Genomic DNA, 15,688 nt, shown 5'->3' with positions numbered 1-15,688 from the left:
TTAGCTGCTCTGTCTTTCAATTACGAATTCCTCAAGTCAATCAAAATCACCCAACAAGTTAGCTGGTTATGAATCATCACTTCACTATGAACAAACATCCAGTTCAGATTAACGATACAACCTTGCGAGATGGTGAACAAGCGGCGGGTGTAGCCTTTAATGTTGAAGAAAAAATTGCGATCGCTACTTTTCTTGATGCCATTGGTGTTCCAGAACTGGAAATTGGCGTTCCGGCAATGGGACAAGAAGAAGCAGAGTCGATCCGAGCGATCGCTAATCTGGGATTAAATGCCCAATTACTTGGCTGGAACCGTGCTAAATTGTCCGATATCCAGGCATCTATAGATTGTGGTTTAGAACGGGTGCATATTTCCGTTCCTGTCTCAGAAATTCAGATTGCCGCTAAGTTTGGGGGCAAGCAGCAGGTAATGCTGGATCTTCTGCGGGATGCGATTAATTTTGCCTGCGATCGCGGTTTAGCGGTATCTGTTGGCGGAGAAGATTCTTCCAGAGCCGATCCGTCTTTTCTGTTGGATGTGGCGTATTATGCTCAAGAGTTGGGAGCTTTCCGGTTTCGCTTTTGTGACACTGTAGGAATTCTCGACCCTCTGAACACTTACAGCAAAGTTCGCTCCCTTGTGCATCATCTATTCATTCCCATAGAAATGCACACACATAATGATTTTGGACTGGCAATGGCGAACTCGCTAGCTGGTATTGAAGCAGGGGCGCGATCAGTTAACACTACAGTCAACGGGATTGGCGAACGCGCAGGTAATGCGGCGCTGGAAGAAATTGTGATGGCACTGAAACACCTCTACAACATCCCAACAGGTATTAATACAAAACGGTTGCTGGAACTGTCACGGTTAGTTGCTAAAGCTGCTAATTGGCCGGTTCCTCCCTGGAAAGCGATCGTGGGTGAAAATACTTTTGCACACGAGTCAGGGATTCATGCTCACGGTGTGTTACAAAATCCCGGTACTTACGAACCTTTTGCGCCGGAAGATGTTGGTTGGGAACGTCGCCTTGTTGTAGGCAAACATTCCGGTCGGCATCTGATCATCAGTGTGCTGCAAGAACATGGAATCATACTCAGTCAGCCAGAAATTCAATCAGTGCTGGATGCTGTAAAGCATGAGTCAGTAAAAGTTAAGCGCAGTCTCACTGTTGAAGAACTCCTGAGTTTTGTTCCCCAAAGATGAACTTAATGGTAAGTCGGGAGAGTTAAGAAAGCATCACAATTCCGTCTCTGGTTAGCGATTGCAGTTATTGTACCAACTGCTAGAATATTACCAATTATGTTGGTAACAGCTATGCCGAGAAAAGAGCAAGGATGGATCACTTTTCAATTGTCTCCAGAAGAACGGCAACTTCTAGAGCAGTACTGCAAGCGGTTCCAACGCACTAAGACTGATGTTTTGCGCTCCCTGTTGCGTAGTCTCCAAGGACAATCACTCAAACAGCAGGGAAAGCAGTTTGATCCTGGAGAGGTTGATCTGGACTTATTTTGAGCAGTAGTGAAGAACCGCTATCGGTAAAGCGAGTTGTCTTGCACCTAAACAAATTTGCAATGAGGTTGGTAATCCCTCTGAAATCGTAAAAAAGCGTTAAAGTTCAAAAGTTGGCTATGACAATGACAAATCCTACAAAATTATTGCGATCGGGGCGCTTCAGGACTGGGTAATGAGTACTGGGTACTGGGCAAGAAAATATGAATCAGATTTGCTTGGGATCTAAATTCCCATCTTAAATCTTCTCAGTCCTCATTCCCTAGTCCCCAGTCCCCATTCCCTAGTAGTCTGCCAACCCAAAAATGCTAAGTGAGGACTGGGAAAAGGGGAAAGGGAAAAGGGTAAGGGATTTAAACCCTTTCCCCCTTCCCCCTTCCCCTTTACCCCGCCAAGTTTCCTTGGCGAACTACTAGTCCCCAGCCTTTAGTTCAATACCACTTGATGTCCAGGGTAATCATGATTGGTTAATTTTAGTAAAGCGTTTTTTCTACCATGCTTAATTTTGATTCCATTCGTACCACAGCAATGCAAAAAGTCCCATACAATTGGGCTTTGATCAAAAACCTGCTTTCACCAGAAGCAAGCTTAGAACTAACTGCGAGTTTTCCCCACGAAGAGTTTCGCCTGTCGGAGGGAGAGGGATATGGATATTCTTGGGGAAAAATGCTTGCAACTAGCGAGGATATTTCCTTGATGCTCAAATCTAGCGATAATCGCTGGCGAGAGCGGATGGCACAAGGCAGACTTACTTATGACTTGAGACACCTGAGTAAAGTCTGGCGACAGTTGATAGAAGGATTGTGGACAGATTCTTACCGCGCAGCCATAGCTGAAATGTCTGGGTTGGAACTAAAAGACTGTCTAATGGATATTGGATTTCGTCGGTATAGCTCAGGACAGTTGCATCACCCTCATACAGACGAGCCGAACAAAGTTTTAACTCATCTGCTATTTTTCAATCAACAATGGTCTGTAGATTGGGGAGGCTGTTTGCGAATTCTCAAAGATTCCCAGCCGGAATCTGCCTTCCAAGATATTCTACCCCTTAATGATTCCTCAGTTGCGATCGCACGTTCTGACAATTCTTGGCATACGGTAACTCCGCTTACTTGTCCTGCATCTGAGTATCGGCTAGCCTTACGAGTTGCTTTTTTTCGGAACGATCTAATTTCAGATTTCGGAGAAACCCGGCTAGCTGCGTAGTAATCAAGTCTTTTCTCTCTATTTTTGTCAGTTAATCAGCCTCCTGATTTTCTGGTTCTTCCTTGTTTTCCTTAATCGTAAAGAAGTGTTCAGGTTCAAAAGCTGACTATGACCAATCCTACAGAACTACTGCGATCGCGCTATGGTGAAGTTCCCTTCAATTACGAAATTGACTGGAACGCCTCTCTAGAAACGCTAATAGCCCACCGTTCAGTCCGGTCTTATCTATCTGATCCTTTACCACCAGGAACCCTAGAATGGCTAGTTGCTGCTGCTCAATCTGCTCCTAGTTCAGCTAATATGCAAACCTGGAGTGTGGTAGCAGTTGAAGATCAAGAACGCAAAGCAGAATTATGCAGGCTGGCTAATAACCAAGTATGGATTAACCAAGCTCCCGTATTCTTCGTTTGGTTAGCAGATTTAGGTCGTCTGGCTCATGTTGCTGACACTCGCGGACTAACTCCCGTAGCTCTGGATTACGTAGAACTGTTGGTTAAAGCAATAGTCGATGCTTCAGTCGCAGCGCAAAATGCGATCGTAGCTGCTGAATCTGTTGGTTTAGGAACGGTATATATCGGCGCACTTCGCAAAAGTACTCAAGAGGTAGCCACATTATTGAATTTGCCACCTTTTGTGTTCCCTGTGTTTGGGTTGTGTGTGGGTTATCCCAATCCTGAAGCACAACCTGTTGTTAAGCCGCGCCTACCCCAGCCAGCTGTATTCCATCGGGAAACCTATAAATTGGCAGAGCAAGATGAGGCGATCGCTCACTATAATGATATCATGAAAGAGTTCTACACTGAACAAAAAATGAATGTCGCTGGTGATTGGTCGCAACATTCAGCCGAGCGAATAGCCACTTTAGACTATTTAAAAGGGTGTAAAGATTTGCGTGAGACTCTGAATAACTTCGGCTTCAAGTTGTTATAAAAGGAGTCAACAGCCAGAATACAAAGATACAGGGTAAGCATCCACCCTATCTTTAGTAGTCTGTCAATAAATAATTGATGGATAAATTAAGAGTAGAGACGGCGATTTATCGTGTCTCTTTAACCATCAAAATGAATTTGACAGACTACTCGTCTCAAGTAAACTATGCGCTGCGGCGACCAGAGGAGAACTTCTGATATCTGCACCAAAGCTTTTGACACTTAAAGACTCAAAACCCTACACTTCAGTTTCAAAAGATGATTTCGGTGCATAAGTCTAAGCAATAGATAAGAACTTAGGCACCATGACAAAATTATGTCATTGCGAGTGCAGCATCTCCAATAGAAGCAATCTCAAACCTTAGTTTTCAGTGCGTAAGTCCTAAAATAGACTCGCTAACTTGTCAGATATAGCAATTCTCCTGCTTGAAACCTTTGTACGAATTTGGGGAATCTGAAGGCATTTAAGCAGTCAACAGGCGAACAATTTAATGGGTATTCCAGCAAGCTTTATCTTTCAAAAAAGGGCTGACCTGTAAGAATAGCTCTTTGACTGAGAATTGCTGACCAAAAATGTAGAATTAACCCGCGAAACCAAAGGAACTTCAAACAATGAATAATCTATCTACCAAAGACCTCAACAGACTACGCTCTCAAAGCAAAATAATTGTTAGTCGAGTGGAGATTTTCATCGAAACTTACTTATCAGAAACCTCTCTTGATGAAAATCTGGTTAACGAAACCTTAGAAGAGATCGTCAAAGCTGCGAATAACTTAACAACCGCAGCATCAAAGATGAAAACTGCCGAAACTGCCCATAAACTAAACGGTTCCAAATAGTTTAATAGGGCTGAGTTAAACCCCATAGCTAAATGGGGATTGAATACAGTTCCAAGTGCTGAGTAATCGATGCTAGATACTCAGCACTATTTCAGTTATGGAGATAAATGAATCTAGGCTATTAGGAAATACTATGCTAAAAGGGATAACTTCAAAGTTCAATAACTGGTTACAAAGAAATACAATTGTACGTAATCTGGAATTTTTTCAAGACTTTATTATCATTTCTCTCTGCCTTGGTTTGTTCTGTGTGATGCTCATTCGACTGGGAGATATGTTTTTCTCCTTTTTGAGTCCATTAGATTTACGACAAGTAACATCTGATATCCTGTTCATTTTGATTTTAGTAGAGTTGTTCCGCCTGTTAATTGACCATCTACAACAACAGCGAACATCTGTTACCGCAGCAGTAGAAATTACTATTGTTTCTGCTTTAAGAGAGGTGATTTTACGTGGTGTACTCGAAATTCCCCGTGACCAAATTTTTGGAATAGCTCTATTTCTGATGGTTTTAACAGTAATTATGGTGGCTTTACCTTGGATATCTCGTTTTCTTGAACAGGTCAAAATTGCTAACCCAGAAACAGTAGAAAAAGTGCAACTGTTGCCTAAAAACTCTCTAGCTTCTGATTAATTGTAACCACACATACTATTTGAAAATTAGTTGGAGATCGCAAGTAATTTTAACAAATGTATGATATTCTTTATATATGGAGAATAAGAAGTACAAAATTCTTCAAAAAAATAAAGTACACTCCAAAACTAGCAATTCTATTTATGAGCTTTGGACATTATTATGCCCTAAGCCTATCTAGTCATAGAAGAGAACAAGGGACAGGGAGCAGGCAGGGCTATTTCATTGCCTAAAACAGGTAAAATTGCAAGTGTTGAGAGGATAAGAATCATGGGTGCTTGTCTGATTGAACATCTGCGGCAAGTAGAAGACTTCAGAACAAGTGATGGTCGAAGACATCCACTATGGTTGGTGTTGCTGTTTGTAATAATGGGCACTATGAGTGGATATGTTGGGTATCGTGCGTGGGGGGATTTCGTCAAACGGCATCGTCGAGCGTTAATCAAAACGTTTGAAATACAAAAGCACGGTGTTCCCTCATACTCAACTATCAGGCGTATAGCGATGGGAGTCGATTTTGATAAACTGGTGACAAAATTTAATCACTGGGCGCAAAACTACGTTGAAATAGAAGAATCTGAGTGGTGTCGTATCGACGGTAAAAGCATTAAGGAAACAGTCCAAGACTACGAAAAATCATGTCAGAATTTTGTCAGTATCGTAACAGTGTTTGCGAGTAAAAGAGGACTAGTAGTCAATATGGAAGAGATCCAAAACAAGGAAGAGAGGGAAATCGTAGTAGTGCAAAATTTAATTGCAGCTTTGGAGCTAAAAAATTCTGTATTTAGCTTTGATTCTTTGCACTGCCAAAAAAACTTGCCAGTTAATACATAGACTGTGGAAATAATTACGTGATTGCGGTCAAAGACAATCAGCCAAGGATGATTCCAAAATACGTAAGGGTAATACCGCCCGCAATTTCTCCATCATTGTTTGACTTCACAGATGGAAAGTAGTAACTCGTTCATCAGCATTTACCAACGAGTAAAACCTTTTTCGATAACTTGCTATTCTATATTTATTCCAGTGAGCTTTTGCCTATCAGAATCAAGCTACTCTGTGAAAGAATTCTCCTCATCAGAATTGCTGTTGTTATTTAGAAGGATTTTAAATGCAATCTAAGTTGTTGTAGAAATCAAAAGATTGTGAAGTATTGATTGTTAAGCACTAAACACTAACTAACATATCAGTAGAATACCATGCTTGAGAATCTTCTGAATAACCATAATTTACCGTATCCTGATACGATACATCCCATCATTGTCCATTTTGTGATTGCAATGGTGTTGTTTGCCTTCGTGTGTGATGTCATTGGATACTTTACTAGCAACTACCGTCTTTTTGAGGTGAGTTGGTGGAATATGTTTTTCGCTACAATTTCCATCTTCATCGCCGTTATTTTTGGTCAATTTGAAGCAGGTTTAGCACAACCTTATAACGCAGTTAAACCAGTACTTAATTTACATACTCTCCTTGGCTGGTCACTTGCAGGAATTCTGGCAGCTATTACAGCTTGGCGTTACGTGATTCATTGCCGCACTCCAGAAAAAATATCAGTTTATTACCTAGCAGCAAGTCTATTTTTGACTGTTTTGGTAGGCATACAAGTGTATTTCGGAGATGAATTGGTTTGGGTATATGGGTTGCACACTGTACCAGTTGTTGAAGCTATAAAGGAGGGCTTACTGCAATGAATCCTGAAGTTATTGAGCAATTAAAGACTCAGATGGGAGCAAATGGGTTGCCCTACACTATACCCATTCACCCAAATTTAGTTCATCTCACTATAGGTTTGTTCATCCTTGGCATTACCTTTGATTTGATTGGTTCATTCTTCCCTCTACAACAACCAATCTTCAAGTTTTTAGCAGTTCCTGCCACTCGTTCTAGCTTCTTTGATGCTGGCTGGTACAATATGCTAGGTTCGGCACTCATCACAATTTTTACGGTAGCAGCAGGTTTTTACGAAATCATGTTGGCAGAACCCCTGACTGGGGTAAAGAGTACCTGGGGATTAGAAGCTATGGAAACAATGCTTTGGCATGGAGTGGGTGGTGTTTTTCTACTAGCGCTGATTCTTGGGATGGCTATTTGGAGAGGATTTCAGCGTTATATTTGGCGTCAGGATGACAGTCAACAAGTGCAGTGGACTTATTTAGTTTCTGGACTGTTCATCATGTTCATCATGTTCATCCACGGTACGCTAGGAGCGCACTTAGCTGCTGAGTTTGGAGTTCACAATACTGCTGATATGTTATTGCGCTTGGGTAAAGACCCCAATATGTCTTTTGTCATTCGTTATTTGTCCTTTGTATAGATACTAATGACCAATGACTAATGACTAATGACCAATGACCAATGACTTTTATGGCCATGAAAATCCGAAATATTTTGATCTTGAGTGCGATCGCGATCGCCTTAACTGCTGTTAGTCTTTTGATAGGGCAGTGGACGTATTCCTGGATGCCTCCTCAAGCCGCAGCAGAATCGCAGCTCGTCGATAAGTTGTTTAGTTTCTTAATCACGCTGGGAGCATTTATCTTCCTTGGAGTCACAGGAACACTCATCTACTCAGCGATTTTCCATCGAGCAGAGCAATATGATACCAGCGATGGCCCTCCTATTGAAGGAAATATCACACTAGAAATTGTCTGGACTGCAATTCCTGTATTGCTAGTGTTTTGGATTGCCACCTACAGCTACCAAATCTATGAGCAAATGGGGATTCAAGGCCCAATGGAAGCTATGCATCTGCATATTCCAATAGGGATGAAATCGGCATCTGCTGCACCAATTAACGGAGATGCAGGCATAGTTTCCGCCTCCCCGACTTCCTCAATTGTATCAACTGATGCTACATCAAGTGTAATACCATTTGAAGACATTGAAGTTAATGCCAAACAGTGGGCTTGGGTTTTCCGCTATCCAAAAACAGGAATTACCAGCACCGAACTACATTTACCCGTCAATCATCGCATCCGTCTAGCAATGCAATCTGAGGATGTTCTCCACGGCTTTTATATCCCGGCTTTCCGAGTCAAGCAAGACATTATTCCCAACCGCAACATTGACTTTGAATTCACCCCCATCCGCATTGGCAAGTATCAGTTAACCGATTCCGAATTTAGCGGTACTTACTTTGCAACCATGCGGGCAAATGTTGTTGTCGAGTCCCCTGAAGATTACAAGAAGTGGCTTGCAGAAACAGCAAACCGTAAACCATGTACTGCAAATAATCAAGCAGCTTCCGAATATGCCCAAGAATCAAAAGAATTAATCAAAGGCTGGGTTACGGTAGCACCCGCACAAGCCCCTGTAGTTAATTACAGCAATTAGTCATTGGTCATTAGTCATTGGTTTTGAACAAGTGACTAATGACAAAGAATAAAGGACAAAGGACAAAGGATAAAAGACAATGACAAATATTTCCGTTGAAGACATTACAGGTGACGCACCTCAACAGGAACCTATAACAGACTGGAAACAATACTTTAGCTTCAGCACAGACCACAAAGTTATCGGTATTCAGTATATTGTTACCGCTTTCATTCTCTTTTTAGTTGGTGGCATATTTGCAATGATCATTCGTGGGGAATTGATTACCCCAGAATCAGACCTAGTTGACCGTAGTGTTTATAATGCAATGTTCACCATGCACGGCACTGTGATGCTATTTGGATGGACATTCCCCATACTTACAGGTTTTGCTAACTATCTTGTACCTCTGATGATTGGGGCACGAGATATGGCGTTTCCCAGACTCAATGCTGTTGCCTTCTGGATGATACCGATCGCTGCTATCCTATTGATGGCCAGTTTCTTTGTACCCGGTGGGCCAGCACAAGCCGGTTGGTGGTCATACCCTCCCGTCAGCTTGCAAAACCCGACAGGCAACTTAATCAACGGTGAAGTAATCTGGCTTCTAGCAGTGGCAATATCGGGTGTTTCCTCAATTATGGGGGCGATTAACTTTGTCACCACGGTTGTGAAGATGCGCGCACCTGGGATGACATTCTTCCGTATGCCCATCTTTGTTTGGAATGTATTCAGCGCCCAGATTATCCAACTGTTTGGACTACCTGTCTTAACAGCAGGTGCAGTCATGCTTTTACTCGACTTAACAGTTGGAACTAGCTTTTTTGACCCCGCCAAGGGAGGCGACCCAGTTCTATTTCAGCACTTTTTCTGGTTCTACTCCCACCCTGCTGTTTACGTGATCATTCTGCCGGTCTTTGGAGTCTTTTCAGAGATATTCCCTGTTTTTGCTCGTAAACCTCTGTTTGGCTATAAGATTGTCGCTATTTCATCACTCCTGATTGCTGGAGTTAGCGGTATAGTCTGGGTACACCATTTATACGTCAGTGGTACTCCAGGCTGGATGCGGCTGTTTTTCATGCTCACAACCATGTTCGTTTCTGTCCCCACTGGCATTAAGGTGTTTGCCTGGACTGCAACGATTTGGGGTGGCAAGCTACGATTTGATACACCAATGCTGTTTGCGTTTGGTGCATTAATATTGTTTGTATTTGCAGGTATCACTGGCATCACCCTTTCCTCTGTTCCCATTGATGTCCATGTCAACAACACTTACTATGTGGTGGGTCACTTCCACTATGTTCTATATGGCACGGTAACAATGGGGATGTTTGCTGCTATTTACTTCTGGTTCCCCAAAATGACTGGACGTATGTATTACGAAGGCTTGGGCAAGTTGCATTTCTGGCTGGCGTTCATTGGCACTAACCTCAACTTCTTCCCAATGCACCCACTAGGATTACAAGGAATGTTGCGTCGAGTTTCTTCTTATGCACCAGAGTATGAATTTTGGAATATTATCGCCAGTATCGGAGGATTTCTGCTAGGTGTGTCTACCTTACCCTTCATTCTGAATATGATTGGTTCTTGGATACATGGCGAACAAGCACCGAAGAATCCTTGGCGAGCAATTGGACTGGAGTGGTTAGTTTCTTCACCACCTCCTGTTGAGAACTTTGAGGAAATTCCAGTTGTTGTGGGTGAACCCTACGGATATGGGAAATCTGAACCATTGGTAGCCGAGCATTAGAGAGCAGGCCAAATGTTTGATTTGATTTTTAAACGCATAGGCGCAACTCTTGGAGACGCTACGCGAACGCGCCTTCCCATAGGGTAGGAGCGCAGAGGTTCATGCAGATGGACACAGAGAGTTTGAGATGAGGTATTCGCGATCGCAGACTACTACTTTACTCTCTTTTCTTTCTCTGTGCCTTTGCGTGAGATAAATATATAGGAGTTTCAAGCAATGGACAGTTCCATCATTTCAGAAGAATCAGATCATCTCTCACACGAGCATACCCATGATGAAGAAGGCAGCAAGATGTTCGGCTTCATTGTCTTCCTGCTGTCAGAGACTTTCATTTTCCTCGGTTTTTTTACAGCATATATTGTCTATAAAACAGCAAATCCTGACTGGCTACCAGCTGGCGTTTCTGGACTGGAAGTCAGAGATCCGGCAATTAATACGGTAATTCTTGTTTCTAGTAGCTTTGTCATCTACTTGGCAGAACGCGCCCTTGCACGCCACGACTTGATAACATTTCGCCAGTTTCTAATGCTTTCGATCGCAATGGGAAGTTACTTTTTAGTCGGGCAAGCGATCGAGTGGAGCCATCTTTCTTTTGGCTTTACCACAGGTGTTTTTGGTGGAATGTTCTACTTACTGACAGGCTTCCACGGTTTACACGTTCTTACTGGCATTTTGTTGCAGATACTTGTTTTTGGTCGCTCTTTCATTCCTGGTAACTACGACACAGGTCATTTTGGTGTAAATGCCACTTCTATTTTTTGGCACTTTGTTGATGTAATCTGGATTGTTTTGTTTGTCCTTATTTATATCTGGCAATAACACCTTGTTGTTAACCACTTATTAGGCTCCTGGTTGTGCAACACCCTTCACTTTGCTCTTGGACAAACTTTAAACGCTAACTCGTGTCGATAAAAACACACGTTAAACTCTGCAAAAAAGTTCATGTGTCCCAGGATTATAGGTGTATCTTTCGATTGAGTCCAGGCAAATGCAAGCAAGACAGGCGAGAACGGAGCAACTTCACCAGACAGCACTAAGCCTCGTGCCTCATTAAGAGCCAAATTTCCACTCAACTGAATAGGAACGGTCTGCTCTTGCCAAACTGCTCCTAACTGTAAGCCAATTTCGTAAGGTAGAACATTAACACTTGCACCTGTATCTAGTAGCGCGATCGCTTCTGTAGAAAGGCTTCCGTTGGTAAGGGTTAAGGGCAAATATGGCATAACGCTCGATCGCCCTTGACTATCGGTTCGCTCCGTGAACAGAAAGCGATGACCATCAAGCATTGGCGGCTCCTTGTGCTGCCACTAGCAGGTCTGACAATGCTTGAATTGCTTCAGGAGTTGCTTGAGGAGACCAGACAACTCCTTGAGTTGATGCCAGTTGATTTAGAAGTGCTTTCGTTGAATCACTCTCTTTAGTATTTTCTAAGCTGTATCCTTCTTCTTTCGCAACTGCAAGCAGGAGAAAGTGGATTAGTCGAAGTTTATCTTCATGAGATAGTTGACTGACGGTTGGTAAAATTTCGCCCAGAGCCATATAGCTTATTTTGAGATGATATACGTTTAGTTTAGCTCAGTCAGACATTAGCACTTTCTGACTGAGTTAAGTTAATCCGGCGATGCCTCCACCAACGCTGCTATTCTTAAATCCATCGTGGGCGCACGAACACGTTGCGATCGCTCCAGCATTAAATAATAAAATAGGAGCCATTACCAAAACCTGAATAATTTGCAATAGCAGAGCATATTCACGAATAATGTTAGCATTGCTCCGCGCATAATTGATGAAGTGATGAGTGCCAAATACCTGAGAAAATAGTTGCATTGATTTGTTCCAATTTGCCTAATCAATGACTTAATTACAATACCAAAAGTGCATTGTATATCCTTGGAATACTGAAATTCTGAACCATCTCAGGACATCCCACGAGGGTTGTATTTTGCAACTAAACCAACAGATTTTAAGCAACTATACGATTTATGATCGACAATGTACTCTTGTACCTTAAAAGCCAATGCCGATCGTATTTAATGTAGTAGATGTTGAGGACAAAGAGCATTACTTGAACTATGAAGAGATAGAGGAAACAAAGGTAGCTGATGAAGGATTACGCAATGATGATTACCTCGATGCTCAATGCTTTTTCGTCCTCCTCAAAAATGGAGATATACTACTTCTAGAAATGGCTAGACAGAACCAAGTAAGTAAAAACTTCCTTTACCGCTTACTGATGCCAGGGGAATAGCCTCCTTTAATATCTAGGGCTGCCTGGATGCCGACCGTTGCTATTCTTAAATCCATCGTGGACACACGAACCTGTTGCGATCGCAGTTGATCGAAGACTGCGATCGCATTCCATCAAATATCTCTAAACTACGTCACAACGACTGAAACAAAGCGGTCTAAAGCTATACCAGGACTTCTGTCAAGTTCTTCTAAGGAAATGCCATGCTGGGTAAAAACTAAGATGTCAGCATCTTGTCAGGAATTCTTCTCATCATCAAAATTGTCTGGAAAACAACATAAATATAGTTGCTTTCCTAATCAATCTTGCCTATACTCCTCAATGTAAGCTTTGCTTGCCACAGTAAAGAATATTGGCGTACAGATTGCTAGGAGAGTGCAATGATCAATCATCGGGCTTTGCGTCATAGGTATTTGGTAATTCTCGTGGCGATTCTTTGCATCAGCTTTGGTAGTATATTCAACCAAGAGCCAACTTTTGGACAGTCTTCAGGAAGTAAAAATGTCATTGTGGCGATGACAACCAGTATTGAGGATAGTGGGCTGCTAGATGATTTAGTTCCGGCGATTGAAAAGAAAACAGGATATAGGCTGAAAAAGGTTGCAGTCGGCACCGGACAGGCTTTGGCTCTGGCTGAAAAAGGTGAGGTTGACGCGCTATTCGTCAATTCACCGAAAGCCGAACGCAAAGTTTTGGAGGGTGGTGCGGTGATTAATCGCCACTTGGTAATGCACAATGACTTTGTGATTGTCGGGCCAGATGCAGACAAAGCAAAGATTAGAGGGAAAAAGAATGCTGTGGAAGCGTTCAGTCTCATTGCCAAAAATCAAGCATTGTTTGTATCGCGGGGTGATGACTCAGGTACTAACAAACTAGAAAAAGATTTATGGAAACAGGCAAACGTCACACCATCTGGAACTTGGTATCAGCAAACAGGTTCAGGAATGGCGGAAACTTTGCAAGTTGCTAATCAAAAACTGGGATATACCTTAGCAGATCGGGCAACGTATATATTTCAGCAGAAAAATCTGTCTTTGCCTGTACTGGTGCAAGGAGATAAGAAACTGTTAAATCTTTACCATGTGATGGAGGTAAATTCTAAGAAGTACCCCAGAGTCAATAGTGCAGGAGCTAAAGCGTTTATTAATTTTGTCTTATCTCCTGAAGGACAGACAATAATTGCAGCCCACGGCAAAAAAGAGTTCAAACAACCGCTATTTTATGTTGATGCCGGTAAAACGGAGAAAGATTATGGCTTTTAAAGAAACTTGAGTATCAGCTCGTTAAGAGTTGCTTTACTGCATATTTGAGTATTATTTCCCAATTTTTTAAGAGATTTGTATTTGTGAATACAATCATCGAAGGAGCTTTCAAAGCTTTTGAGCTATTAACCAGTGGTGATAGTGACGTTTTCCAAGTCATGACGATGACATTGTTTGTATCTGGAACAGCTACAGCCATTAGCGTTTTACTGGGACTACCATTAGGACTGTGGCTAGCATTAGTGGATTTCATCGGCAAGCAGACTCTGACTAGTTTGATTAATTTCGGTATGGGATTACCACCCGTCGTAGTCGGTTTATTCGTCAGTATGTTTTTGTGGCGATCTGGCCCATTGGGAAATCTGGATTTAATTTATACACCCATAGCTATGATCGTCGCCCAAACCATCATTGCTTTTCCAATTGTTACTGGCTTCAGTTTTGCCGCAATTATCAGTATTAATCCGAAGCTACGTTGGCGACTGTTATCAATGGGAGCGACACAGTGGCAAGCCAACTGGTTGCTAATCAAGGAAGCACGGTTAGGGTTAATGGCTGCAATCATGGCTGGTTTTGGTCGCGTCATCTCGGAAGTTGGTGCATCCATGATGGTGGGCGGCAATATTAAGGGGCAGACTAGAGTCCTGACTACAGCGATCGTTACGGAGGTAGGGAAAGGAAATTACGATGTGGCGATGGCGATCGCATACATCCTTCTGATCATCACATACACCGTTATCGTGTTGCTAACTATCTTACAGCATGACAAGAAAATCCTATGAGTACTAACGAATATGTCCTGAATATGCGGCAGGTTAGCGTCGATAGCAAAACACGTAAAAATATCCTGTCAATTGAAAATTTTACAGTCCGTCCAGGAGAATTGGTCGCTGTGCTTGGCCCCAATGGCGCTGGTAAAAGCACTTTGTTAAGAACAATCAATCTCTTGCAACCTTACCGTGGTGAGATGCAATTATTTGGACAGGATGTCCGCAATACCAATAAAACATTGTTGCGTCGTCGTTCAGCTTTGGTATTTCAAGAAACCTTACTACTGGATGACACTGTTTTTAATAATGTTGCCAAAGTATTAAAGTTTCGCGGAACACCAACACACAAGATTAAGCAAACGGTACATACTGCACTTGCAACTTTTGGCTGTGAACACCTGGCAAATCAGTCAGCTCGTTCTCTGTCTGGTGGTGAAGCGAAACGGGTTTGTATTGCCTGCGGTTTAGTTGCTGATTCCGAATTGCTGCTTTTGGATGAGCCTTCTGCCTCTTTAGATGTGGGAATACGTCCCCAGATGATCGAGAAAATTAGACAATGGGCGCAAGCGAGGGGATCGGCAGTTATATTAGTCAGTCATAATTTTACAGATATACTGCATTTTGCCGATCGAGCGATCGCTTTATTTGACGGCTGTATTATCCAGGATGATAACTTGGAAACTATCATCCGCCGACCAGCTAACGAGCAGCTTGCCAGACTGGTAGGGATAGATAATATTATTCCGTGCCATGTAGAACGGAGTAGCCGCGGAAATTTTATCAAACTTGCAAACGGGATAGAGTTTTTATATCCTGGGGAAATCACAAAACCAATTACTACATGTTGTTTATCTGGCGATACTTTCAATCTTTACGATGCAAGTTCTTCAATGCGACACAAACTATGTTCGGTAATTATTGAAGGACTAGTAGAACGGGTTTTAAATGGTATTGGAATTTGTAGTATTTGGGTTAAGGTGGGAGAACAAACTTTAATCGCCAGGGTGCCTCGGAATCATATATTTGGCAATGTATATCCCCATGAAATAATTAAGCTGGCATTCAATCCTAAAGATGCACATTTTGTTTAGAAAAATAGACGGTTTTATATTAAAAATAATAGGATAAATAAGAATTTAGTCATTCTAATTAGCAAAATATTCTAAAATTTTACACGCGGCAGTATTTATCTTATTAAAACTATCATCTGGTGCAAGTATTTG

The 15,688-nt window shown here is 42.2% G+C and carries 19 protein-coding genes; 16 read left to right on the top strand and 3 right to left on the bottom strand.

Features of this window, described 5'->3' with window-relative positions:
- Positions 1–86 precede the first annotated feature (86 nt).
- From nifV to FD723_RS33630, 12 genes are all read left to right on the top strand, one after another.
- Positions 87–1,205 carry a homocitrate synthase gene (gene nifV, locus FD723_RS33685; RefSeq protein ID WP_179069599.1) on the top strand — a complete coding sequence of 373 codons (1,119 nt, stop codon included), beginning with the start codon at positions 87–89 and terminating at the stop codon, positions 1,203–1,205.
- 111 nt (positions 1,206–1,316) lie between these two features.
- The gene (locus tag FD723_RS33680) at positions 1,317–1,514 is read left to right on the top strand and encodes a hypothetical protein (protein WP_143854184.1); all 198 of its coding nucleotides are present in this window, start codon (positions 1,317–1,319) and stop codon (positions 1,512–1,514) included.
- A gap of 492 nt (positions 1,515–2,006) precedes the next feature.
- Positions 2,007–2,717 (top strand): 2OG-Fe(II) oxygenase, encoded by a 711-nt coding sequence (locus FD723_RS33675; RefSeq protein WP_179069598.1) that lies wholly within the window; start codon positions 2,007–2,009, stop codon positions 2,715–2,717.
- Between the two features lie 108 nt (positions 2,718–2,825).
- Positions 2,826–3,647, top strand: a complete 822-nt coding sequence (locus FD723_RS33670) for an NADPH-dependent oxidoreductase (RefSeq protein ID WP_094332483.1) — start codon at positions 2,826–2,828, stop codon at positions 3,645–3,647.
- 611 nt (positions 3,648–4,258) lie between these two features.
- Positions 4,259–4,486 (top strand): hypothetical protein, encoded by a 228-nt coding sequence (locus FD723_RS33665; protein WP_094332482.1) that lies wholly within the window; start codon positions 4,259–4,261, stop codon positions 4,484–4,486.
- Between the two features lie 133 nt (positions 4,487–4,619).
- A complete protein-coding gene (locus FD723_RS33660; RefSeq protein WP_179069597.1) occupies positions 4,620–5,120 on the top strand; it encodes a phosphate-starvation-inducible PsiE family protein in 501 nt (166 codons plus the stop codon).
- Positions 5,121–5,345: 225 nt separating this feature from the next.
- Positions 5,346–5,954: an ISAs1 family transposase gene (locus FD723_RS33655; protein WP_218651866.1), complete on the top strand. Its 609-nt coding sequence runs from the start codon at positions 5,346–5,348 to the stop codon at positions 5,952–5,954.
- 365 nt (positions 5,955–6,319) lie between these two features.
- Entirely contained in the window at positions 6,320–6,814 is a 495-nt protein-coding gene (locus FD723_RS33650) for a DUF2231 domain-containing protein (RefSeq protein ID WP_179069595.1), read from the top strand.
- On the top strand, positions 6,811–7,437 hold the full coding sequence (locus FD723_RS33645) for a DUF2231 domain-containing protein (RefSeq protein WP_179069594.1): 627 nt from the start codon (positions 6,811–6,813) through the stop codon (positions 7,435–7,437). Before FD723_RS33650 ends, FD723_RS33645 begins: the two co-directional genes overlap by 4 nt.
- A 56-nt stretch (positions 7,438–7,493) precedes the next feature.
- Complete coding sequence (locus FD723_RS33640; RefSeq protein WP_179069780.1) at positions 7,494–8,456, top strand: cytochrome c oxidase subunit II; 963 nt, start codon at positions 7,494–7,496, stop codon at positions 8,454–8,456.
- 79 nt (positions 8,457–8,535) lie between these two features.
- On the top strand, positions 8,536–10,185 hold the full coding sequence (gene ctaD, locus FD723_RS33635; RefSeq protein ID WP_179069593.1) for a cytochrome c oxidase subunit I: 1,650 nt from the start codon (positions 8,536–8,538) through the stop codon (positions 10,183–10,185).
- A gap of 216 nt (positions 10,186–10,401) precedes the next feature.
- Positions 10,402–11,004 carry a heme-copper oxidase subunit III gene (locus FD723_RS33630; RefSeq protein ID WP_179069592.1) on the top strand — a complete coding sequence of 201 codons (603 nt, stop codon included), beginning with the start codon at positions 10,402–10,404 and terminating at the stop codon, positions 11,002–11,004.
- A gap of 47 nt (positions 11,005–11,051) precedes the next feature.
- Here the strand turns inward: FD723_RS33630 and FD723_RS33625 are convergent, their stop codons facing one another.
- The 3 genes from FD723_RS33625 to FD723_RS33615 form a co-directional block, all read right to left on the bottom strand.
- Positions 11,052–11,471, bottom strand: coding sequence for a hypothetical protein (locus FD723_RS33625; protein ID WP_179069591.1), 420 nt, complete (start codon positions 11,469–11,471; stop codon positions 11,052–11,054).
- A complete protein-coding gene (locus FD723_RS33620; protein WP_094352064.1) occupies positions 11,464–11,724 on the bottom strand; it encodes a hypothetical protein in 261 nt (86 codons plus the stop codon). The genes FD723_RS33625 and FD723_RS33620 overlap by 8 nt, the downstream gene beginning before the upstream one ends.
- Before the next feature lie 66 nt (positions 11,725–11,790).
- The gene (locus FD723_RS33615; RefSeq protein WP_179069590.1) at positions 11,791–12,012 is read right to left on the bottom strand and encodes a hypothetical protein; all 222 of its coding nucleotides are present in this window, start codon (positions 12,010–12,012) and stop codon (positions 11,791–11,793) included.
- Positions 12,013–12,202: 190 nt separating this feature from the next.
- Here FD723_RS33615 and FD723_RS33610 point away from each other — a divergent pair, with 190 nt between their 5' ends.
- The 4 genes from FD723_RS33610 to FD723_RS33595 all read left to right on the top strand — a co-directional run bounded on the left by FD723_RS33610 (position 12,203) and on the right by FD723_RS33595 (position 15,556).
- The gene (locus tag FD723_RS33610; RefSeq protein ID WP_179069589.1) at positions 12,203–12,433 is read left to right on the top strand and encodes a hypothetical protein; all 231 of its coding nucleotides are present in this window, start codon (positions 12,203–12,205) and stop codon (positions 12,431–12,433) included.
- A gap of 380 nt (positions 12,434–12,813) precedes the next feature.
- On the top strand, positions 12,814–13,695 hold the full coding sequence (locus FD723_RS33605; protein WP_094352066.1) for a substrate-binding domain-containing protein: 882 nt from the start codon (positions 12,814–12,816) through the stop codon (positions 13,693–13,695).
- An 83-nt stretch (positions 13,696–13,778) separates the two neighbouring features.
- On the top strand, positions 13,779–14,477 hold the full coding sequence (locus FD723_RS33600; RefSeq protein WP_179069588.1) for an ABC transporter permease: 699 nt from the start codon (positions 13,779–13,781) through the stop codon (positions 14,475–14,477).
- On the top strand, positions 14,474–15,556 hold the full coding sequence (locus tag FD723_RS33595) for an energy-coupling factor ABC transporter ATP-binding protein (protein ID WP_179069587.1): 1,083 nt from the start codon (positions 14,474–14,476) through the stop codon (positions 15,554–15,556). Before FD723_RS33600 ends, FD723_RS33595 begins: the two co-directional genes overlap by 4 nt.
- Positions 15,557–15,688 lie beyond the last annotated feature (132 nt).

The organism is Nostoc sp. C052 (genome assembly GCF_013393905.1).
Lineage (GTDB): Bacteria > Cyanobacteriota > Cyanobacteriia > Cyanobacteriales > Nostocaceae > Nostoc.
Note: the sequence above shows the minus strand (reverse complement) of the source record. Positions and strands in the feature narration are given on the sequence as shown.